The 21,017-nt window shown below is 65.7% G+C and carries 19 protein-coding genes; 13 read left to right on the forward strand and 6 right to left on the reverse strand.

What is annotated here, in order from left to right; genetic code table 11:
* Positions 1-17 precede the first annotated feature (17 nt).
* The 4 genes from AM586_RS08285 to AM586_RS08300 form a co-directional block, all read right to left on the reverse strand.
* The gene (locus AM586_RS08285; RefSeq protein WP_047823926.1) at positions 18-1,832 is read right to left on the reverse strand and encodes an iron ABC transporter permease; all 1,815 of its coding nucleotides are present in this window, start codon (positions 1,830-1,832) and stop codon (positions 18-20) included.
* A gap of 84 nt (positions 1,833-1,916) precedes the next feature.
* Entirely contained in the window at positions 1,917-3,008 is a 1,092-nt protein-coding gene (locus AM586_RS08290; protein ID WP_047823924.1) for an ABC transporter substrate-binding protein, read from the reverse strand.
* Between the two features lie 34 nt (positions 3,009-3,042).
* The gene (locus AM586_RS08295) at positions 3,043-4,014 is read right to left on the reverse strand and encodes a tripartite tricarboxylate transporter substrate binding protein (RefSeq protein WP_047823922.1); all 972 of its coding nucleotides are present in this window, start codon (positions 4,012-4,014) and stop codon (positions 3,043-3,045) included.
* A 39-nt stretch (positions 4,015-4,053) separates the two neighbouring features.
* Positions 4,054-5,115, reverse strand: a complete 1,062-nt coding sequence (locus AM586_RS08300; RefSeq protein ID WP_047823921.1) for a porin — start codon at positions 5,113-5,115, stop codon at positions 4,054-4,056.
* A 168-nt stretch (positions 5,116-5,283) separates the two neighbouring features.
* Between AM586_RS08300 and AM586_RS08305 the strand changes: the two genes are divergently transcribed.
* The 3 genes from AM586_RS08305 (at position 5,284) to AM586_RS08315 (ending at position 7,926) form a co-directional block, all read left to right on the forward strand.
* Positions 5,284-5,991 carry a response regulator gene (locus tag AM586_RS08305; protein ID WP_047823919.1) on the forward strand — a complete coding sequence of 236 codons (708 nt, stop codon included), beginning with the start codon at positions 5,284-5,286 and terminating at the stop codon, positions 5,989-5,991.
* A 2-nt stretch (positions 5,992-5,993) separates the two neighbouring features.
* Entirely contained in the window at positions 5,994-7,514 is a 1,521-nt protein-coding gene (locus AM586_RS08310) for a sensor histidine kinase (RefSeq protein WP_047823918.1), read from the forward strand.
* Between the two features lie 193 nt (positions 7,515-7,707).
* A complete protein-coding gene (locus AM586_RS08315; protein ID WP_047823915.1) occupies positions 7,708-7,926 on the forward strand; it encodes a hypothetical protein in 219 nt (72 codons plus the stop codon).
* 1 nt (position 7,927) lies between these two features.
* On the opposite strand, the gene AM586_RS08320 is transcribed toward AM586_RS08315, so the two are convergent.
* Together AM586_RS08320 and AM586_RS08325 are read right to left on the reverse strand one after the other, a co-directional pair.
* Positions 7,928-9,247, reverse strand: a complete 1,320-nt coding sequence (locus AM586_RS08320; RefSeq protein WP_047823914.1) for a homoserine dehydrogenase — start codon at positions 9,245-9,247, stop codon at positions 7,928-7,930.
* A 28-nt stretch (positions 9,248-9,275) separates the two neighbouring features.
* Positions 9,276-10,502, reverse strand: coding sequence for a pyridoxal phosphate-dependent aminotransferase (locus tag AM586_RS08325; RefSeq protein WP_047823912.1), 1,227 nt, complete (start codon positions 10,500-10,502; stop codon positions 9,276-9,278).
* A gap of 165 nt (positions 10,503-10,667) precedes the next feature.
* Here AM586_RS08325 and AM586_RS08330 point away from each other — a divergent pair, with 165 nt between their 5' ends.
* The 10 genes from AM586_RS08330 to AM586_RS08375 all read left to right on the forward strand — a co-directional run bounded on the left by AM586_RS08330 (position 10,668) and on the right by AM586_RS08375 (position 20,976).
* Positions 10,668-11,039 carry an Mth938-like domain-containing protein gene (locus tag AM586_RS08330; RefSeq protein WP_047823910.1) on the forward strand — a complete coding sequence of 124 codons (372 nt, stop codon included), beginning with the start codon at positions 10,668-10,670 and terminating at the stop codon, positions 11,037-11,039.
* Positions 11,036-12,703, forward strand: coding sequence for a glycosyltransferase family 39 protein (locus AM586_RS08335; protein WP_047823908.1), 1,668 nt, complete (start codon positions 11,036-11,038; stop codon positions 12,701-12,703). Before AM586_RS08330 ends, AM586_RS08335 begins: the two co-directional genes overlap by 4 nt.
* Before the next feature lie 16 nt (positions 12,704-12,719).
* The gene (locus AM586_RS08340; RefSeq protein WP_047823906.1) at positions 12,720-13,094 is read left to right on the forward strand and encodes an EamA family transporter; all 375 of its coding nucleotides are present in this window, start codon (positions 12,720-12,722) and stop codon (positions 13,092-13,094) included.
* Between the two features lie 73 nt (positions 13,095-13,167).
* Positions 13,168-14,322, forward strand: a complete 1,155-nt coding sequence (locus tag AM586_RS08345; protein ID WP_047823904.1) for a DegT/DnrJ/EryC1/StrS aminotransferase family protein — start codon at positions 13,168-13,170, stop codon at positions 14,320-14,322.
* An 11-nt stretch (positions 14,323-14,333) separates the two neighbouring features.
* Entirely contained in the window at positions 14,334-15,317 is a 984-nt protein-coding gene (locus tag AM586_RS08350) for a glycosyltransferase (protein ID WP_047824652.1), read from the forward strand.
* Between the two features lie 72 nt (positions 15,318-15,389).
* Complete coding sequence (locus AM586_RS08355) at positions 15,390-16,322, forward strand: formyltransferase (RefSeq protein WP_047823902.1); 933 nt, start codon at positions 15,390-15,392, stop codon at positions 16,320-16,322.
* An 18-nt stretch (positions 16,323-16,340) separates the two neighbouring features.
* Entirely contained in the window at positions 16,341-17,381 is a 1,041-nt protein-coding gene (locus AM586_RS08360; RefSeq protein WP_047823900.1) for a bifunctional UDP-4-keto-pentose/UDP-xylose synthase, read from the forward strand.
* An 11-nt stretch (positions 17,382-17,392) separates the two neighbouring features.
* A complete protein-coding gene (locus AM586_RS08365) occupies positions 17,393-18,337 on the forward strand; it encodes a polysaccharide deacetylase family protein (protein WP_047823898.1) in 945 nt (314 codons plus the stop codon).
* 9 nt (positions 18,338-18,346) lie between these two features.
* Complete coding sequence (locus AM586_RS08370) at positions 18,347-18,838, forward strand: peroxiredoxin (RefSeq protein ID WP_082439711.1); 492 nt, start codon at positions 18,347-18,349, stop codon at positions 18,836-18,838.
* A 341-nt stretch (positions 18,839-19,179) separates the two neighbouring features.
* Positions 19,180-20,976, forward strand: a complete 1,797-nt coding sequence (locus tag AM586_RS08375; RefSeq protein ID WP_047823896.1) for a PhoH family protein — start codon at positions 19,180-19,182, stop codon at positions 20,974-20,976.
* Positions 20,977-21,017: the final 41 nt, after the last annotated feature.

The raw sequence follows: 21,017 nt of genomic DNA on the forward strand, positions 1-21,017 counted from the left end.
TGAGGTCTCGCAATGATTTAGTTATGCAGCTTGACGCCGAAGCGCAGCGCGATGCCCAGGCCGATGGCCACGAGCGTGATATTGATGAAGGACAGCGCCGCCACCAGGTCGGTCGAGCCGCCGGCCCACAGCGACACCAGCATCGCGCCGATCACCTCGGTGCCCGGCGACAGCAGGTACACGCCGGTCGAGTATTCGCGTTCGAAGATCAGGAACACCATCAGCCAGGCGCCCAGCATGCCGAACTTGATCAGTGGGATGGTGACGTCGCGGGTCACGCGGCCACGGCTGGCGCCGACCGCGCGGGCCGCCTCTTCCAGTTCCGGACCGACCTGCAGCAGCGAGGTCGAGACCAGGCGCATGCCGTAGGCCAGCCACACCACTGAATAGGCCAGCCACAGCGCGAAGATGGTCGAGCGGACCTGGCGCAGCGCCGGGATGAAGTGCGCCGACAGCCAGCGCGCAAGGTCGTTGTCGAAATTGTGCAGGAAGCCGTCCAGCCAGCTCGGCACGAACAGGAACACCCACAGGAAGGACAGGCCGGCCAGCAGGCCCGGCACGGCGCGCGGCACCAGCACGCTGTAGTCGAGCAGGCGGGTCACGCCGTCCTGCTTGCGGTGCATGGCCAGCGCGATCGCGGTGTAGCACAGCACGGCCACGCCGCCGCCGATCACGCCGATCAGGATGGTGTTGACGATGCCGCGCACCAGCGAAGGCTGTTCCCAGATGTCGCGGAAATGCTGCAGGGTCAGCACGTCGCCCAGCTTCACGCCCTCGCCCCAGTACTCGACGAAGGAGCGCAGCACGATGCCGGACAGCGGCAGCACCACGGTCACCAGGACCCAGGCGAGCAGCACGCCCATCGCCAGCCACTTCCACTTGCCCAGCGGGAGCGGCTTCTGGCGCGCGCCCTTGCCCTTGATCGACACGTATTTGTTGGCCGACTTCAGCAGCCAGCGCTGCAGCATCACCAGCGGCATGGTCACCGCCACCAGGCACACGGCCACGGCCGCCATCAGGTGGTAGGACGGCGTGCCCAGCTTATTCGTCAGTTTGTACAGGTAGGTCGCCAGCACCAGGTGGCCTTCCGGGTCGCCCAGCACCAGCACCAGGCCGAACACCTCGAAGCCGAGGAAGAACACCAGCACGCCCGCATAGGCCAGCGCCGGCATGATCATCGGCAGCGAGACGTTGAACATCACCTGCCACGGCGAGGCGCCGGAGACGCGCGCAGCTTCTTCGACGTCCGAACCCAGGCTCTTCAGCGCCGAGGAGGCGTACAGGTAGACGTGCGGCACGTGGGTCAGGCCGGCGATCACGACGATGCTGGTGAAGGAGTACACGTTCCACGGCGTGACGCCGAGCAGCTGGTGCACCCAGGTGGTGTAGAAGCCCACCGGGCCCATCGACACCACGTAGCCGAAGCCCATCACCATCGGCGAGACGAAGATCGGCACCAGCAGAATCGGCGCGATCCAGCTGCGGCCCGGCAGGTCGGTGCGCACCATCAGGAAGGCCAGCATGCCGCCCAGCGGGACGGCGATCGCGGCCAGGCCGGCGGCGAGGATCATGCCGTTCTTGAACGCCAGCCAGAAGTCGGCGTCGTCGAAGATGAAGCGGAAAGCGTCCAGCCCGAGCTGTTTGTCGGGCATGAAGAAAGGCGCCGTCAGGAAGCTCTGGTAGAACACCAGGAACAGCGGCAGGAAGATCGCCACGCAGGTGAGCAGGACGACGATGGCGCGGGGCCAGTTCAGGCGCCGCTTGCGCGCGGCCGCGGCGTCAAGCGCGGCGGCGGATTTCTCGCGGGCGCCTGGCAGGGAAAAGGTAGACATGGGAGATCCGATCAAACGGCGTAAAACGGTTCGGCAGGCGGGCGGGCAGGCCGTGAACCGGCCCGCCCGGATGCTGGGTAATGCTTACTTCTTGCCGGCGGTGGCTTTCCACTCCTTCAGGAAGGCCATGCGGATCGCCGGATCCAGGTACTCGGCGACGGCCGGGCTGACCGGCAGCGGCTTGATGTTCTTCTCGCCGACCATCTTGATCAGGTCGCTCGAAGTGGTTTCGCCGGTGACGTCGGCGCGGATCGCGTACAGCTTGGCGCCGTTGGCGACGACGGTCTGGCCGCGGTGCGACAGCAGGTAGTCGGTCCACAGCTTGGCGGCGTTCGGGTGCTTGGCCGACTTGTTGATGAAGTGGACGCGCGAAATGATCAGCGTGTAGTCCTTCGGCAGCACCACGCCCAGCGACGGGTCGGTCTTGGCGCGCACCAGGGCGTAGGAACCCAGCACGTTATAGCCGATCAGGTTTTCGCCCGAGGAGATCCGCTCCAGCATGGTGCCGGTCGAGGACTGGACGCGCACCCTGGCGGCGCCGAAAGCCTGTTCCAGCTGCTTGAACTGCGGGAAGTCTTTCTCGTCCTGGGTCATGAACATGAAGCCGACGCCGGATTTCTCGATGTCGTAGGTGGTGACCTTGTCCTGGAACTTCGGCTTGCTGATGAGGCTTGCGAATTCGGCGTGGGTATGCGGGACTTCGGCTTCCGTCACCAGGCGCTTGTTGTAGACGAAGGCGGCCGGCTCGAAGGTGGTGCCGTAGGCGGTGTCTTTCCACACGGCCCAGCCCGGGATCTTCGAGGCTTCGACCGATTTATAGGGCATCGCGTAGCCGCCGGCGGCCAGCTTCATCTGCAGGTCCATGGCCGAGGACCACAGCACGTCGGCGGTGTCGCCGCCGGCCGCGGATTCGGAGATGAAGCGGTTGTACACTTCGGTCGAGTTCATGTCGTTGTACTCGACGCTGATGCCCGGGTAGAGGGCATTGAAGTCCTTGATCAGCGGCGCCGCGGCCTTGCTGTCGGTGGCGCCGTAGATCACCAGCTTGGCTTCCTTCTTGGCGCCGTCGACCAGTTGCTGGTAGTTGGCGGGATAGCCGGCCGGCACCTGGGCCAGGGCCAGCGGGGCGGCCAGCATGGCGGCTGCGGCGGCGATGAGGGTTTTCGTGAAATGCATGTCGTCTCCTTGTTTATCGGTCTTTGTCGTATGGTCAGCGGACCAGGTTGAACTGCCTGGCCTGCCGGTTGTAGTCGGCCACGGCCTGTTTGATATAGCGGGTCAGCGCGTCGCCGGTGAGCGAGAACGGATAGAGCCCGGCCTCGACGCGCATCTGGGCGAAGCCAGGCGACGCTTCGAGGCGGTCGAAGGCCTCGACCCAGCGCTTGTAGTCGGCGTCGGATACGCCCGGGCCCACCCACACGCCGCGGATCACCGGCCACACCACGTCGTAGCCCTGCTCGCGCGCGGTCGGGACTTGCGACAGCACGCCCGGCAGGCGGTGTTCGGCCAGCACCGCCAGCACGCGCACCTTGCCGGCGACGGCGTACAGCGTGGCTTCCGAGGTGTCGCCGGAGACCACCTGGACGTAGTTGGCCTGCATCGCGGTGAACTCTTCGCCGCCGCCTTCGAGGGCGACGAAACGCAGCTGCTTCGGATCGACGCCCGCCAGGCGCGCCAGCAGCGCCATCTTGATCCAGTCCTGGCTGCCGATGGTGCCGGACATGCCGATCAGGACCTTCTGCGGATCGCGCCGCAGGGCCCCGACCAGGTCGCCGAGGCTGTGGTAAGGCGAGTCGGCGCGCACCGCGATCATGCCGTAGTCGGCGCCGACGGCGGCAACCCAGCGCACGTCGTCGGCGCTGGCCTTGCCAAACTTGCCCTGGGCCAGGTTGAGCAGCGAACCGCTCGAGAAGGCGACCAGGGTGTCCGGCTCGGCGCGACGCTGCGATTCCATGGTGTGCCATGCAACCGCACCGATCCCGCCCGGCAGGTAGCTCAGCTTCATGCGTGGCGCATCGGGCCTGGCCTCCAGCGCCTTGCGGGCCAGCTTGCAGGTCAGGTCCATGGCGCCGCCCGGTTTGGACGGCACCACGCATTCGGCGGCGGCGCCAATTGCCGGGATGGCCGCCGATGCCAGCAAGCTGGCAAAGGCGGCGGCGCGCAGGGTGCGGAGTGCTTGCATGGCTAGCATGATACCGGCGTGCCCGGGTCGCGGCGCTTGTTAGAAGCGGTGCTGGATGCCGGCGGTGAAGCCGTTCTGGGTCGAACCGAAGCCGGCGTCGTCGCGCGACAGGCCGACCAGCTGGCCGTGGTCGGCCTTGGCGTGGGCGGCGACCATGTACAGGTCGGTGCGCTTGGACAGGGCGTACAGCGCGCGCGCCACGAACATGGTCGGGTCGGCGTCCTTCTCGCTCGGCAGGTTCTTGGTGTTGACGTGGTAGACCGCGCCGGTCAGGGTCCACGGATTGATGGTATAGCTGACGCCAGCCCAGTAGGTGTCGCCGCGCACGTCCGGGGTCGCGGCCTTGCCCGACTCCAGCTTGTAGCCGCGCATGGCGGCGTCGAGGCGCCACGGACCGACCTTGTAGTCCGCGCCGACGTGGAAGGCGGTGGTTTCGTCGCGGTTGCCGGTGGCGGCCACGGTGTTGCCGTTGATCTGCTCGTAGGATGCCATCACCAGCAGGCCGCCGCCGGTCCAGGAACCGCCGACCGCGTATTTGCGGCCGTCCGCCTGGCTGTTGGTCTGCTCGCCCAGGCCGATGGTGGCGCCGTAGGTGAAGCCGCCGGTGTGGCCGGTGTACTTGATCAGGTTGTCGAAGGCGGTCGTCATGCCGTACTTCGACGGGCCGCTGGCGTTGCCGCTGGTGGCCCAGGAGTAGTTGGGCGCGAAGCCCATCGGGTCGACCTTGATCACCAGGTCATAGGTCGTGGTGAAGGAACGGCCGATCACCACGCGGCCGAAGGCGCCTTCCAGGCCGACGTTGGCCTGGCGCTTGAACAGGGCGCCGTCCTGGGCGCCGGTATCCAGCAGAATGCCGCCTTCCAGGTTGAACACCGCTTTCAGGCCGCCGCCCAGGTCCTCGGTGCCGCGGAAGCCCCAGCGCGAGGTGTTCTTGCCGCCCGAAATCACGCGGGTCATGTCGGCACCGTTAGGGCCGGCATTGGTCAGGTGTTCGACGCCGGCGTCGATCAGGCCATAGACCTGGACGTTGGTTTGGGCTTGGGCTGCGGTGTTCAGGGAAAGCGCTGCCAGAACGGCGAGCGCGAGGGCCGACTTCTTCATGGTGTCTCCGGTTGTGAAAAATCTTTTTTGTACTTCTTTTGTACTGCTTATGAAGTCAACTATATGCGGCCCAAGCTTTCAATCAGCTTTCAGTCGGCTTTCAGTTGCCTTTCGCCGGCTTACAACGGGCACTATCCGGCGCCGGCCGTTTGCGCTTACACTAAAAAAATGCGAATCCTGTTAGTCGAAGACCACGTCGAACTGTCCCATTGGGTCTCCAAGGCCCTGCGCGACGCCAAGCTCACCGTCGAATGCGCGGCCACCGGCACCGATGCCGATGCCCTGCTCCACACCCAGGACTACGCCCTGGTGATCCTGGACCTGACCCTGCCGAAGATGGACGGCCTGGACGTGCTGCGCCGCCTGCGCACGCGCGGCGGCCCGCGGGCGCGCACGCCGGTGCTGATCCTGACGGCGCGCGGGGGCCTCGAGGAAAGGGTGCAGGGCCTGAACCTGGGCGCCGATGACTACCTGGCCAAGCCCTTCGAACTGGCCGAACTGGAAGCGCGGGTCAAGGCCCTGCTGCGGCGCAGCGTCGGCAACGAGGCCCTGGTGCACCGCTGCGGGCAGCTCAGCTTCGATACCGTGGCGCGCATGTTCAGCTACTGCGGCGAGCCGCTGCAGCTGACGCCGCGCGAGCACGCGCTGCTGGAAACGCTGATCGCACGCCCGGGCTGCGCGCTGTCCAAGGAAAAGCTGTTCGACGCCGTGTTCGCGCTCGACGACGACGCCAACCTCGACGCCATCGAGCTGTACATCCACCGCATCCGCAAGAAGCTCGACAAGCGCGAGGACGGCGGCGCCGCCATCGTCACCCTGCGCGGGATCGGCTACCTGCTGCAGGAGCGCCCTGCCGTGGCGGACAAGCCGGCCTGACGATGACGGTCGCGCGGCTGGCTTCCTTCCTGCGCCGGCTGCCCGGCGCGGCCCCGTCCGCGGCGCCGGCCAGGCCGCTCGGCAGCCTGCGCAGCCAGCTGCTGCGCTGGCTGATCGTGCCGCTGGTGGCGCTGGTCGCGCTGAACGCGGTCTCGCTGTACCGCGACGCGCTCGAGGCGGCCGATCTCGCCTACGACCGCTCGCTGCTGTCCTCCGCGCGCGCGCTGGCCGAACGGGTCTCGGTGCAGGGCGGGAAGGTGGTGGCCGACGTGCCCTATGTGGCGCTGGACAGCTTCGAGACCGACACCCTGGGCCGCATCTACTACCGGGTCGGCGGCCTGCATGGCGAAACCGTGTCCGGCTACGACGACCTGCCGCCGGTGCCGAAGAACGTGCCGCGCTCGGAACTGTATCCGGCCCTGGTGCGCTTCTACCACGCCGACTACAACGGCGAGCCGGTGCGCATCGCCGCCCTGCTGCAGCCGGTGTACGACGATTCGATGCGCGGCATCGCCCTGATCCAGGTCGGCGAGACGCTGGAAGCGCGCACCGCGCTGTCGCGCCGCATCCTCGTGAATACCCTGCTGCGCCAGGCGCTGCTGGTGCTGGCGGTCGCGACCCTGGTGTGGTTCGCGGTGCGCCTGGTGCTGCAGCCGCTGATGCGCCTGAAGCAGGTGGTCGAGACGCGCGCGGTATCCGACCTGTCGGACGTCGACGCCGCCATGGTGCATCGCGAAGTGCGGCCGCTGGTCGCGGCGCTGAACGGCACCATGAACCGCATGCAGGGCCTGATCGCCAGCCAGCGCCGCTTCATCGCCGACGCCTCGCACCAGCTGCGCACCCCGCTGACGGTGCTCAAGACGCAGGCCGAGCTGGCGCTGCGCGAAAACGATCCGGCCGCGATGCAGGCCATCGTGCGCTCGATCGCCGCGACCACCGATTCCACCATCCACCTCGCCAACCGCCTGCTGACGCTGGCGCGCATCGAGCACGGCAACGGCAGCGCGGCCGGCTTCCCGGTCTCGCTGGGGGCGCTGGCCCAGCAGGTGGGGCTGGAGCTGGCCCTGCCGGCGGTACAGAAGAACATCGACCTGGCGCTCGAGGCCGACGACGGCGACACCACGGTGCTCGGCCAGGAGCTGTTGCTGCACGAGCTGCTGAGCAACCTGACCGACAATGCGATCCGCTACACCCCGCCCGGCGGCGGCGTGCTGCTGCGGGTGAGCCGGGTGCCGGCCGGCGTGCTGCTGCAGGTGCAGGACAGCGGCCCGGGCATCGACGAGGCGGAATACGAGAAAGTGTTCATGCCCTTCTACCGCTCCCAGGTCGCGCTCGAAGCGAACCCCGGCGGCACCGGCCTCGGCCTGGCGATCGTGCGCGACATCGCCAACCTGCACGGCGCCGTGCTGAGCATGGGCCGCGCCGACGGCGGCCGCGGCCTGAAGGTGGGGGTGCTGTTCCCCGCCGCGGCAAAGCCGGCGGGCGCCGACGACCTTGCTCTTTCTCAAGCGGACCCGGGATGAGCGCCGGATCGCTGGCAGGGACTGCCGGACGGGACGTCCGGTATCGTTAAATGCCGCCAAACAGGAGCTGTTTGGCAACGCATATTGCGCCTAGCCAAGCATGCGAAGCAGCAAAACTTTGTGGATTTGAGCGAGCACAAACCGCCCTGCCGAACGGCCTTCTTGTGCAGTGCAGCGCGGTTAGAATGCGCGGATGAACACGACTATCCACGCCTCCATTCTCTACGGGTGCAGCGCCGCCGAGGCGCTGCTCGACCAGGTCGAGCACGACCTGCTCGTCCTCACCACAGCGTCGCTCGATGGCCGCGCCGGCGCGCCGCCGGAAGCCGTCGACGAATTCGCCGACGACTTCCTGAGCAGCTGGAGCATGCCGCCCGATGCGGGCGCAGGGCGGCACGGGCTGGCGGGCTAGATCAGCCCAGCGATTCCAGGCGGATGCGCACCACCTGCCCCACCACCGTCGACAGCTGCTCGATCTTGGCGATCGCCGCGTTGACGTATTTTTCGCGGGTCTGGTGGGTGATGATGACGATGTCGGTACGGGCCTTTTCGCCCGGCTCCTTCTGCAGCACGGCGTCGATCGAAATGCCGGCCTCGGCCAGGATGCGGGTCAGCTCGGCCATCACGCCCAGCTGGTCCTGCACGTACACGCGCAGGTAGTAGGCGGTGCGGATCTCTTCCATCGGCAGGATCGGCAGGTCGGCCAGCTCGGCCGGCTGGAAGGCCAGGTGCGGCACGCGCGAGTACGGGTCGACGGTGGCCAGGCGGGTGACGTCGACCAGGTCGGCAATCACCGCCGAGGCGGTCGGCTCGGCGCCGGCGCCCTTGCCGTAGTAGAGCGTGGTGCCAACCGCGTCGGCCTTCACCAGCACCGCGTTCATCGCGCCTTCGACGTTGGCGATCAGGCGCGTCGATGGAATCAGGGTCGGGTGCACGCGCAGCTCGATGCCCTCGGCGCCGTCGACCACGGTGCGGCGCGTGATGCCCAGCAGCTTGATGCGGTAGCCCAGCTGTTCGGCGTAGCGGATGTCGACCGCCTGCAGCTGGCTGATGCCTTCCACGTGGCTGCTGGCGAACTGCATCGGGATCCCGAACGCGATCGCGGCCATGATGGTCAGCTTGTGGGCGGCGTCCACGCCTTCGATGTCGAAGGTCGGGTCGGCTTCCGCATAGCCCAGTTCCTGCGCCTGCTTGAGCACGGTGCCGAAGTCCAGGCCCTTGTCGCGCATTTCGGACAGGATGAAGTTGGTGGTGCCGTTGATGATGCCGGCCACCGACTCGATGCGGTTGGCGGACAGGCCTTCGCGCAGCGCCTTGATGATCGGCACGCCGCCGGCGACGGCGGCCTCGAAGGCCACCATCACGCCCTTGGCCTGGGCCGCTTCGAAGATTTCATTGCCGTGCAGGGCCAGCAGCGCCTTGTTGGCGGTGACCACGTGCTTGCCGTTGGCGATCGCCTGCAGCACCAGCTCGCGCGCCAATTCGTAGCCGCCGATCAGTTCGACGACGATGTCGATCTCGGGATTGTTCACGACCGCGAAGGGATCGGCCACGACTTCGACCTCGGCGCCCACGATGCGGCGCGCGCGTTCGATGTTGCGCGCGGCAACCATGCTGACTTCGATGCCGCGGCCGGCGCGGCGGCGGATTTCTTCCTGGTTACGCTGGAGCACGTGATAGGTGCCGGCGCCGACGGTGCCGATGCCTAACAAGCCTGCTTTGATGGGTTTCATATATTTAAAGAATTCTACTCTGTCGTTCTCAGCGCGTGTAGCGGCGCCGGTAGCCGTCGAGGAAGCGCGCGATGCGGCCGCACGCGTCGGTCAGGTCGTCGGAATTGGGCAGGAACACCAGCCGGAAGTGATCCGGGGCGATCCAGTTGAAGCCGGTGCCTTGCACCAGCAGGACTTTTTCCTCGGACAACAGCTCGCAGATAAATTGCTGGTCGTCAGCGATCGGGTAGATCTTGGGGTCGAGGCGGGGGAACATGTACAGCGCCGCTTTTGGCTTGACGCAGGACACCCCCGGAATATCGGTAAGAAGTTTGTGGGCCAGGTCGCGCTGGCGCGCCAGGCGGCCGCCGGGCGCCACCAGGTCGGCGATGCTCTGGTAGCCGCCGAGCGCGGTCTGGATCGCGTACTGGCCCGGCGCGTTGGCGCACAGGCGCATCGAGGCCAGCATGTTCAGGCCTTCGATATAGTCCTTGGCATGGCGTTTTTCGCCGGACACCACCATCCAGCCGGCACGGTAGCCGCAGGAACGGTAGTTCTTGGACAGGCCGTTCAGGGTCACGAACAGCACGTCGTCGGCCAGCGAGGCCAGCGAGACGTGCTCTTCGCCGTCGTACAGGGTCTTGTCGTAGATCTCGTCGGCGTAGATGATCAGGCCATGCTGGCGCGCCAGCTCGACGATTTCCAGCAGCACGTCGCGCGAATACAGCGCGCCGGTCGGGTTGTTCGGGTTGATGACGACGATCGCGCGGGTATTCGGCGTGATCTTCTTGCGCATGTCGGCAATGTCCGGCATCCAGCCGGCCTGCTCGTCGCAGATATAGTGGACCGGGCTGCCGCCTGCCAGGCTGACCGCCGCCGTCCACAGCGGATAGTCGGGGGCCGGCACCAGCACCTCGTCGCCGCTGTTGAGCAGGCCCTGCATCGCCATCACGATCAGCTCGGAAGCGCCGTTGCCCAGGTAGATGTCGTCGATCTTCACCCCGACGATATTCTTTTCCTGGGTGTAGTGCATGACCGCCTTACGCGGCGCAAACATGCCTTTCGAGTCGGTATAGCCGGCCGCGCTGGGCATGTTGCGGATCATGTCCTGCACGATCTCGTCCGGCGGGTCGAAGCCGAACACGGCCAGGTTGCCGATGTTCAGCTTGATGATCTTGTGGCCGTCGTCCTCCATCTGGCGCGCTTTCTCGAGCGCGGGGCCGCGGATTTCGTAGCATACGTCATCCAGCTTGTTCGATTTCAGAATCGGTCGCAAAATATCACCCTGCCAATGTAGTTTGTTGCAATGCGAAAAATCCCATTCTGCCCAATAAGGAGGGATTAAGCAACCCGACCGCTGGCGTTGTGGAAAAACCCATTACAATACGCGGCTCGCGCGCCCACTCGCGCATTTACCGTATGCACAACCACGGCTTTCGACATGAAGCTCCATTCCAGCAATACCGAAAAGTACCAGACCGTCACCGGCTACGACCAGTCCGGCGTCGAGATCAACGCCACGCGCTACGAGTACAGCGTGCTGGTGATGCCCGAAACGCCGCCGCGCCCCTGGAACGTGACCCGCTTCGAAGACCTCAGCGCCGCCCATTTCGAACAGATCGCCGCCGACAAGCCCGACGTGGTCGTGCTCGGCACCGGGGAGCGCCAGCGCTTCGTCCACCCACGCCTGATCGCCAGCCTGTCGGAGCTGCGCGTGGGCGTGGAAAGCATGGACAGCCATGCGGCCTGCCGCACCTATAACATCCTGATGGGAGAAGGCCGCAAGGTGACGCTGGCCCTCATCATCGAATGAAAGAGCTCCACAAGAACAAAACCTTCGTCTGGAGCCTGTTCCTCCTTTTCGCCGCCGTCCTGCTGGGCGTGCTGAGGGCGCGTACGCTGGTGCCGCCCGACGAAGGCCGCTATGCCGAGATGGCGCGCGAGATGTTCGCCAGCGGCGACTGGATCACCACCCGCCTGAACGGCATCAAGTACTTCGAAAAGCCGCCGCTCCAGACCTGGATGAACGCCCTGACCTTCGAGCTGTTCGGGCTCGGCGACTGGCAGGCGCGCCTGTGGACCGGCCTGTGTGGCCTGCTGGGCGTCGGCCTGACCGGCTATGCGGGCCTGCGCGTGTTCGGCGCGCGGATCGGCTTCTACGCCGCCCTGGTGCTGGGTTCCTCGCTCTACTGGGTGATCTGCAGCCAGGTCAACTCGGTCGACATGAGCCTGTCCGCGATGATGACGGTCGCCCTGTGCGCCCTCCTGATTGCCCAGCGCGACGAGGCCACGCCCGCCGAGCAGCGCAACTGGATGCTGGTGTGCTGGGCCGGGATGGCCCTGTCGGTGCTGGCGAAAGGCCTGATCGGGCTGGTGCTGCCGGGCGGCGTGCTGGTGCTGTACACCCTGTTTGCGCGCGACTGGAAGATCTGGACGCGCCTGCACCTGGTCAAGGGCCTGCTGCTGTTCTTCCTGATCGCCACGCCCTGGTTCGTGCTGGTCGGCATGAAGAATCCGGAGCAGCCCCACTTCTTCTTCATCCACGAGCACTTCGACCGCTTCCTGAAGAAGGAGCACCACCGCGAAGCCGCCTGGTACGTCTTCTTCGTCCTGCTGGCCGCCGGCAGCGTGCCCTGGGTCGGCGTGCTGGTGCAGAGCCTGGTGCTGGGCGCGAAGCGCGCCACCGAGCCGGGCCGCTTCAAGCCGCGCCTGATGCTGCTGGTCTGGACCGCCTTCATCATCCTGTTCTTCACCAAGTCGAACTCCAAGCTGCCCGGCTACATCGTGCCGGTGTTCCCGGCGGTGGCGCTGCTGATCGCGAACTACCTGGAAGGCGGCACCCGCCGCGGCCGCATGCTGACCGCCGGCCTGACCGCCCTGCTGGGCGCGGGCCTGCTCGCCTTCGTGCCCTTCATGCTGCGCCTTGCGCACCGTCCGGGCGAGGATGCGCTGTACGCGGCCTATCAGCCGTGGGTGCTGGCGGCCGGCCTGGTGCTGCTGATCGGCGGCGCGCTGGCGATGCTGTACGCGCGCCAGATGCAGCGCGACCTGACCGTGCTGGCGCTGGCGATCGCCGGTTTCGCCGGCACCCAGCTGCTGATAGCAGGCTTCGAGCCGATCGGCCAGATACGCGCCGGCGTCAACCTGCTGCCGGCCATGAAGGCCGCCGGCGCCGCCAACCCGGCGACCCGCGTGTACTCGGTCGGCATCTACGAGCAGTCGCTCACCTTCTACCTGGGCCGCACCGTGACCCTGGTCGACTACCTGGACGAATTCAGTTTCGGCCTGGAGCAGGAGCCGCAGCTCGCGATCCCGACCATCCCGGCCTTCGTCGAGCGCTGGCGCGCCGACGCGGCGTCCGGCGTGAAGAGCATCGCCATCACCCGCCCCGAGATCGTGGCCGACCTGCGCCGCCAGGGCGTGCCGCTGCGCGTCGTCGCCGGCGATTCGCGCCGCACCGTGATCGCCACGCCGTGACCCCCACTTCCGAATCATGAACCTCACTACCTTCGCTTTCATCATTTCCGGCGTGCTGCTGAACGCCTGCGCCCAGGTGCTGCTCAAGGCCGGCACCAACGCCCTGGGCGGCGCCATCCACCTTACCCTGGGCAATGCGTTCGAGACCTTCATCCGGGTCGCGTCGCAGTTGCCGATCCTGGCCGGACTGGCCTGCTACGCCCTCTCGCTGGTGGTGTGGATCATGGGCCTGTCGCGCACCGACGTGACCATCGCCTACCCGATGCTCTCGCTGGGCTACGTGGTGGCGGCGGTCGGCGCCTGGCTGTTCCTGGGCGAAACGATCTCGCCGCAACGCCTGCTGGCGATCGCGGTGATCATGATCGGCGTCGTGCTCCTGGCGCGCTCCTGAGAGCCGGCTTTTGAAGCGCGGCTGATAAAATCACACCTGTATTTCCACCAATAACAAATCGACTAACCACTCCATGACTGCCGAGCTGCCCTTCCTGCCATTTTCCCGGCCTACCATCGACGAAGAAACCATTGCTGCCGTCGGCGAGGTGCTGCGCTCCGGCTGGATCACCACCGGTCCGAAGAACCAGGCTTTCGAAGCCCTGTTGTCCGAGTATTTCGGCGGCCGTCCGGTGCGGACCTTCAATTCCGGCACCTGCACCATGGAGATCGCGCTGCGCATCGCCGGCATCGGGCCGGGCGACGAGGTGATCACGACCCCGATCTCGTGGCCGGCCACCGCCAACGTCATCATCGAAGTCGGCGCCACGCCGGTATTCGTCGACATCGACCCGGTCACCCGCAACATCGACCTCGACAAGCTGGAAGCCGCGATCACCCCGGCGACCCGCGCGCTGCTGCCGGTCTACCTGTCCGGCCTGCCCGTCGACATGGACCGCCTGTACGCGATCGCCGCCAGATACAAGCTGCGCGTGATCGAGGATGCGGCCCAGGCCATCGGCTCGCAGTGGAAGGGCAAGCGCATCGGCTCCTTCGGCGACATGGTCTCGTTCAGCTTCCAGGTCAACAAGAACATCACCACCGGCGAAGGCGGCTGCCTGGTGCTGAACAACGAGGAAGAGGCGCGCCTAGCCGAGAAATACCGCCTGCAGGGCGTGAGCCGCAGCGGCGTGGACGGCATCGACGTCGACGTCCTCGGCGGCAAGTACAACATGAGCGACATCATGGCCGTGATCGGCCTGGGCCAGATGAAGAACCTGGAAAAGGTCACCGCCCACCGCGCGATGCTGGCGCAGCACTACTTCGACTGCTTCGGCGAGGACTTCGAAGCGAAGTACGGCGCCCAGCTGCCGGTGAAGGCCTTCGGCACCAGCAACTGGCACCTGTTCCAGATCATCCTGCCGGACCATGGCCCGGGCACGCGCGCGGGGTTCATGACCCGGATGCAGAAGGAACACAATATCGGCACCGGTTTCCACTATGCGCCGATCCACCTGTTCACGCTGTACCGCGAGCGCGGATTCAAGGAAGGCATGTTCCCCGTGGCCGAGAAAATCGGCCGCCTGACCGTGACCCTGCCGATGTTCTACGCCATGACCAAGGCCGACGTCGAGCGCGCGGTGGCGGCCGTGAAGTCGGTGCTGGATTCGGCGGTGCTGTCCAAATGACGCTGCACGCCATGAAACCGGAACTGTCGATCGTCATCCCCGTCTATAACGAGGAAGCCGGCCTGGCCAACCTGTTCGCGCGCCTGTATCCGGCGATGGACAAGCTGGCGATCCCCTACGAAGTCGTGTTCGTCAACGACGGCAGCCGCGACAACTCGGTCTCGATCCTGGCCGAGCAGTACCGCAAGCGCCCGGACGTGACCCGCGTGGTCCTCTTCAACGGCAACTACGGCCAGCACATGGCGATCCTGGCCGGCTTCGAGCAGACCCGCGGCGAGATCGTGATCACGCTCGACGCCGACCTGCAGAACCCGCCGGAAGAGATCCACAAGCTGGTCGCCAAGATGCGCGAGGGCTACGACTACGTGGGCTCGATCCGCCGCAAGCGCCAGGATTCGGCCTGGCGCACGGTCGCCTCGAAGATGATGAACCGCCTGCGCGAGCGCATCACCAACATCCACATCACCGACCAGGGCAATATGCTGCGCGCCTACGGCCGCAACGTCATCGACCTGGTCAACCAGTGCGGCGAGGTGAACACCTTCGTGCCGGCGCTGGCCTATAAATTCTCGCGCAAGCCGACCGAGATCGTGGTCGAGCACGAAGAGCGCGCGGCCGGCGAATCGAAGTACTCGCTGTACAGCCTGATCCGCCTGAACTTCGACCTGATGACCGGCTTCTCGCTGGTGCCGCTGCAGATGTTCTCGCTGCTGGGCATGACGCTGTCGATCTTCTCCGCGCTGCTGGTGCTGCTGCTGCTGATCCGCCGCTTCATCATGGGCGCCGAGGCCGAGGGCGTGTTCACCCTGTTCGCGATCGCCTTCTTCTTCATGGGCGTGATCCTGTTCGGCATCGGCCTGGTCGGCGAATACGTCGGCCGGATCTACCAGCAGGTGCGCGCGCGGCCGCGCTATGTGGTGCAGACCATCCTGCAGGGAGCGCCGGGCGGCGAAACGGAAGCGGAAGTGGCGGAAAAGCGGCAGGTCGTGCGCTGACAAAATCACCGTCGTTCCCGCGCAGGCGGGAACGACGGATCAAGCTATCGCGGTGAACTTTCACGTAATCACATGACCCAACAATCCAAACGCGCAGTCGTCTTCGCCTACCACAACGTCGGCGTGCGCTGCCTGAAAGTCCTGCTGGCCGGCGGCGTCGACGTCGCCCTGGTCGTCACCCACCAGGACAGCGCCACCGAGAACATCTGGTTCGAGTCCGTGCAATCGCTGTGCGAGACCGAAGGCATTCCCTTCATCACGCCGGAGGACGCGAAAGGGCCGGAGCTGCTGGCTCGCATCCAGGCCGTCAAGCCGGACCTGATGTTCAGCTTCTACTTCCGCCACATGCTGCCGCAGGCCATCCTCGACATCGCCCCGGCCTACAATATGCACGGCTCGCTGCTGCCGGAATACCGCGGCCGCGCGCCGACCAACTGGGCGGTACTGCATGGCGCCACGCAGACCGGCGCCACGCTGCACGAGATGACGATCAAGCCGGATGCCGGCGCCATCGTGTCCCAGCAGGCCGTGCCCATCCTGCCCGACGATACCGCGTTCGAAGTGTTCGGCAAGGTCACGGTGGCGGCCGAACTGGCGCTCTACAAGGTGCTGCCGGCGCTGCTGGCGGGCAGCGCGCCGCGCACGCCGAACGACCTGAGCAAGGGCGGCTACTTCGGCGGCCGCAAGCCGGAAGACGGCCGTATCGACTGGTCGCAGCCGGCCGCGCAGGTGTACAACCTGCACCGCGCGGTGGCCCCGCCCTACCCCGGCGCATTTACCGACATCGGCCCACGCCGTTACGTGATCGAACGCGCCCGCCCGTATCGCGGCGACCTGGCAGAGCACATCGCCGGTTTGCCGCCCGGACTGGCAGTGGTGGATAATGCCATCCTCGGCGTCTGCGGCGATGGCCGCGCGCTCATCATCCATAGCCTGCTGGCCGACGGCCTGCGGATTTCTGCGGCCGAACTCGCGGCCCAACTCGTCGCGCATCCTGCTGAGTAACGAACACTCCCACACATCATGAAAAAAGTCCTCATCCTCGGCGTCAACGGCTTCATCGGCCACCACCTGTCCAAGCGCATCCTCGAGACCACCGACTGGGAAGTCTACGGCATGGACATGAGCACGGACCGCATCACCGAACTGCTCGACCATCCGCGCATGCATTTCTTCGAAGGCGACATCACGATCAACAAGGAATGGGTCGAGTACCACGTCAAGAAGTGCGACGTGATCCTGCCGCTGGTGGCGATCGCCACGCCGTCGACCTATGTCCAGGCGCCGCTCAAGGTGTTCGAACTTGACTTCGAAGCCAACCTGCCGATCGTGCGCTCGGCCGCCAAGTATAAAAAGCACCTGGTGTTCCCGTCGACCTCGGAAGTGTACGGCATGTGCCACGACGGCGAATTCGATCCGGAGAACTCGGAACTGGTCTACGGCCCGATCAACAAGCCGCGCTGGATCTATGCCTGCTCGAAGCAGCTGATGGACCGTGTGATCTGGGGCTACGGCATGGAAGGCCTGAACTTCACCCTGTTCCGCCCGTTCAACTGGGTCGGCGCCGGCCTGGACTCGATCCACACCCCGAAGGAAGGCTCCTCGCGCGTGCTGACCCAGTTCTTCGGCCACATCGTGCGCGGCGAACCGATCTCGCTGGTCGACGGCGGCGCGCAGAAACGCGCCTTCACCTACATCGATGACGGCATCGAGGCGCTCATGAAGATCATCGAGAACAGGGACGGCAAGGCCAGCGGCCAGATCTACAACATCGGCAACCCGTCGAACAATTACTCGATCCGCGAGCTGGCCGGCATGATGCTGGAACTGGCCGCCGAGTATCCGGAATACGCCGCCGGCGCCGCCAAGGTGCAGATCGTCGAGACCAGCTCGGGCGCCTACTACGGCGCCGGTTACCAGGACGTGCAGAACCGCGTGCCGAAGATCGAGAACACGATGAAGGACCTCGAGTGGGCGCCTCGCACCAATATGGCGGACGCCCTGCGCGGCATCTTCGACGCCTACCGCGGCCAGGTGGCGGCCGCCCAGGCGCTGATGGACTGAACGTGGCTCAGTTGGCTCCTCCTCTGCTTGTCCTGAAAATCGACGTCGATACCTACCGCGGCACGCTGGAAGGCGTGCCCAACCTGGTGCGCATGCTGACCCGCCATGCGGCCGGCGCGACCTTCCTGTTCTCGCTCGGTCCCGACCATACCGGCTGGGCGATGCGGCGCGCGCTGCGCCCGGGGTTTTTCCAGAAGGTTTCGCGCACCTCGGTGGTCGAGCACTACGGCTTCAAGACCCTGATGTACGGCGTGCTGCTGCCCGGTCCGGACATCGGCTCGAAGGGCGCCGCCGAGATGCGCGCCGCCCACGACGCCGGCTTCGAATGCGGCATCCATACCTGGGACCACGTGCGCTGGCAGGACAATGTCCGCGGCAAGGACGCCGCCTGGACCGACGGCATGATGAAGAAGAGCGAGCAGCGCTACGCCCAGGTCTTCGGCGAAGCCCCGCACACCCACGGCGCAGCCGGCTGGCAGATGAACGCGCATGCGTTTGCGCGCCACGATGCGCAGGGCTACGCCTATGCCTCGGACGGGCGCGCGGTACTGAAGGACGACGGCGCGCTGCAGGATCCGCAGGCCGGCCCCTACCGCTTCACCGGCATGCGCCACATCCAGATGCCGACCACCCTGCCGACGCTCGACGAGCTGCTCGGACGCGAGGTGGGCGGCGTCGAGCTCACCACTGGCAATATCGCCGCCCACCTGCTCAAGCTGACGGCCGAGAACCGGCGCGACCACGTGTATACCTTGCACGCAGAACTTGAAGGACAGAAACTCGCCCCCATCTTCGAGCAGCTGTTGTCAGGTTGGAAAGCGCAAGGTTACCAGCTTGCCTCGATGGCGGACTATTATGAGAAGATAAAGCATGACCCGCTGCCCGCGTTTCCGGTCCAGTGGGGCGAGTTACCGGGCCGGTCGGGAGAGCTGATCGTCCTCGATACCAAAATCTAGGAGAAACCCGTGGCCGAAAGCCCATCCGCAGCACCGACCGAACCCTTGGCCAATTTCACTGCCGCCATGACCGGCGACCAGACCTTCGAGCTGAACGGTCGTCCCGCCAAGTACACGGTGCTGTATTTCTATCCGAAGGACAATACTCCCGGCTGCACCACGGAAGCCATGGCCTTCCGCGACCACCACGAGGAATTCACCGCGCTGGGGGCCGCCGTCTACGGCCTCAGCCGTGACTCGCTGCGCTCCCACGAGAACTTCAAGGCCAAGCTCGGCCTGCCCTTCGAACTGATCTCCGACCCGGAAGAGGCGGTCTGCAATCAGTTCGATGTCATGAAGATGAAAAACATGTACGGTAAGAAAGTACGAGGGGTCGAGCGCAGTACGTTTGTCATTGACGCTAACGGCAAAGTGGTGAAAGAATGGCGTGGCGTGAAAGTCAATGATCACGTCGCGGAAGTGCTGGATTTCCTGAAGAGCCAGCCCCAGGAGCTTCAATAAGCTGCTGCGCGTTGCAGTAGCGGCCTGCGATGCTCCGCTACGGCGGACCGGCTGTACTCTCGGTACGGCTGCGCTTCTCGGCCACTACTGCTGCCGCTCGCTACGCTTCTTGAAGCCCCTGTCGACGATGGCTCGGGTATGATTAACCTGTTGCCATTACGTCTGCCCTTATTTTGAGTCCGAGTTTTACCTCAACGCATCATTCCAATCTGGCCGCCGGCCCAGCTCCCCTTGGAGCGGCCGGGGCCGCGCAGTTCCCCCCACAGTTGCATCTGTCCGGCCCGGCGGCGCGTTCGTCCGCATGGCGCATTCTTCTGACTTCTAACTAGATTGAGAACCTGATGCCACTACCGAAAATACCGAGCAAGCCCGCTACCATTCTGCTGGCAAAAGATTACCCCAAGGCCGAACCCGGCAAATCGCCTGTCCGCGCAGCCGCGAAGGCGGAGAACGACCCCGTTGAAGACCTGGTGAGCGGTCCGGCCGTCCCGGCCAAGACCACCCGCGCGCGCAAGTCGAAGGCCGCCCTGCTGGCCGAAGCCCCGTCGCGCGAGGAAACGCCGGCAGCCGCTCCGGCGACCCTGCCCGCCCCGCCCCGCGAAGACAGGAGCGGCAAGAACGGCGTTGGCGCGAAGCTGCGCGAGACCGACATGAACGAGCCCCATCCGGCCAAGCACAAGCCGGTCGAGGTCAACGTCAAATCCTCGGCCAGCCGCAAGGCCGACAGCGCAGGCAAGACCAAGATGTTCGTGCTCGACACGAATGTGCTGATGCACGACCCGACCTCGCTGTTCCGCTTCGAGGAACACGACGTCTACCTGCCGATGATGACGCTGGAGGAGCTCGACAACCACAAGAAGGGCATGTCGGAAGTCGCGCGCAACGCCCGCCAGGTGTCGCGCACGCTGGACGCCCTGATCGCCAACACCGACGACGACGCCATCGAGACCGGCATCCCGCTGGCCAAGCTGGGCAACAAGGATGCGCGCGGCCGCCTGTACTTCCAGACCCGCCTGAACGCCGCCAGCCTGCCGGAAGGCCTTCCCGCGGGCAAGGCCGACAACCAGATCCTGGGCGTGGTGCGCGCGCTCGAGGCCGACCAGTCGGGCCGCGCGATCGTGCTGGTGTCGAAGGACATCAACATGCGCATCAAGGCGCGCGCCCTGGGCCTGGCCGCCGAGGACTACTTCAACGACCACGTGCTGGAAGATACCGACCTGCTGTACTCGGGCATCGTCCAGCTGCCGGACGACTTCTGGACCAAGCACGGCAAGAACATGGAGTCCTGGCAGGAGATCAAGGGCGGCAACTCGACCACCTTCTACCGCGTCACCGGCCCCTTCATCCCCTCGCTGATGGTGAACCAGTTCGTGTTCTTCGAGCCGAAGAACGGCGAAGCGCCCTTCCAGGGCCAGGTCAAGCAGATCAACGGCAAGACCGCCGTGTTCCAGACCCTGCGCGACTACAGCCACAACAAGAACAATGTGTGGGGCATCACGGCGCGCAACCGCGAACAGAACTTCGCGCTGAACCTCCTCATGAATCCGGAGGTCGACTTCGTCACCCTGCTCGGCCAGGCCGGCACCGGTAAGACCCTGCTGGCGCTGGCGGCGGGCCTGGCCCAGGTGCTGGAGACCAAGGTCTACAACGAGATCATCGTCACCCGCGTGACGGTGCCGGTGGGCGAGGACATCGGCTTCCTGCCGGGCACCGAGGAAGAGAAGATGTCGCCATGGATGGGCGCCTTCGACGACAACCTCGAAGTGCTGATGAAGGGCGACGGCGACGCCGGCGACTGGGGCCGCGCCGCGACGCAGGACCTGATCCGTTCGCGCATCAAGATCAAGTCGCTGAACTTCATGCGCGGCCGCACCTTCGTGAACAAGTTCCTGATCATCGACGAGGCGCAGAACCTGACGCCCAAGCAGATGAAGACCCTGGTCACGCGCGCCGGTCCGGGCACCAAGATCCTCTGCCTCGGCAACATCGCCCAGATCGACACGCCTTACCTGACCGAAGGCTCGAGCGGCCTGACCTATGTGGTCGACCGCTTCAAGGGCTGGAGCCACGGCGGCCACGTGACGCTGGCGCGCGGCGAACGTTCGCGCCTGGCCGACCACGCGAGCGACGTGCTCTAAGCCTCAAGCGCGTCACAAGGAAAAGCCTGCGATCCCGGAAG

The sequence above is a fragment of the Massilia sp. WG5 genome (assembly GCF_001412595.2).
Lineage (GTDB): Bacteria > Pseudomonadota > Gammaproteobacteria > Burkholderiales > Burkholderiaceae_D > Telluria.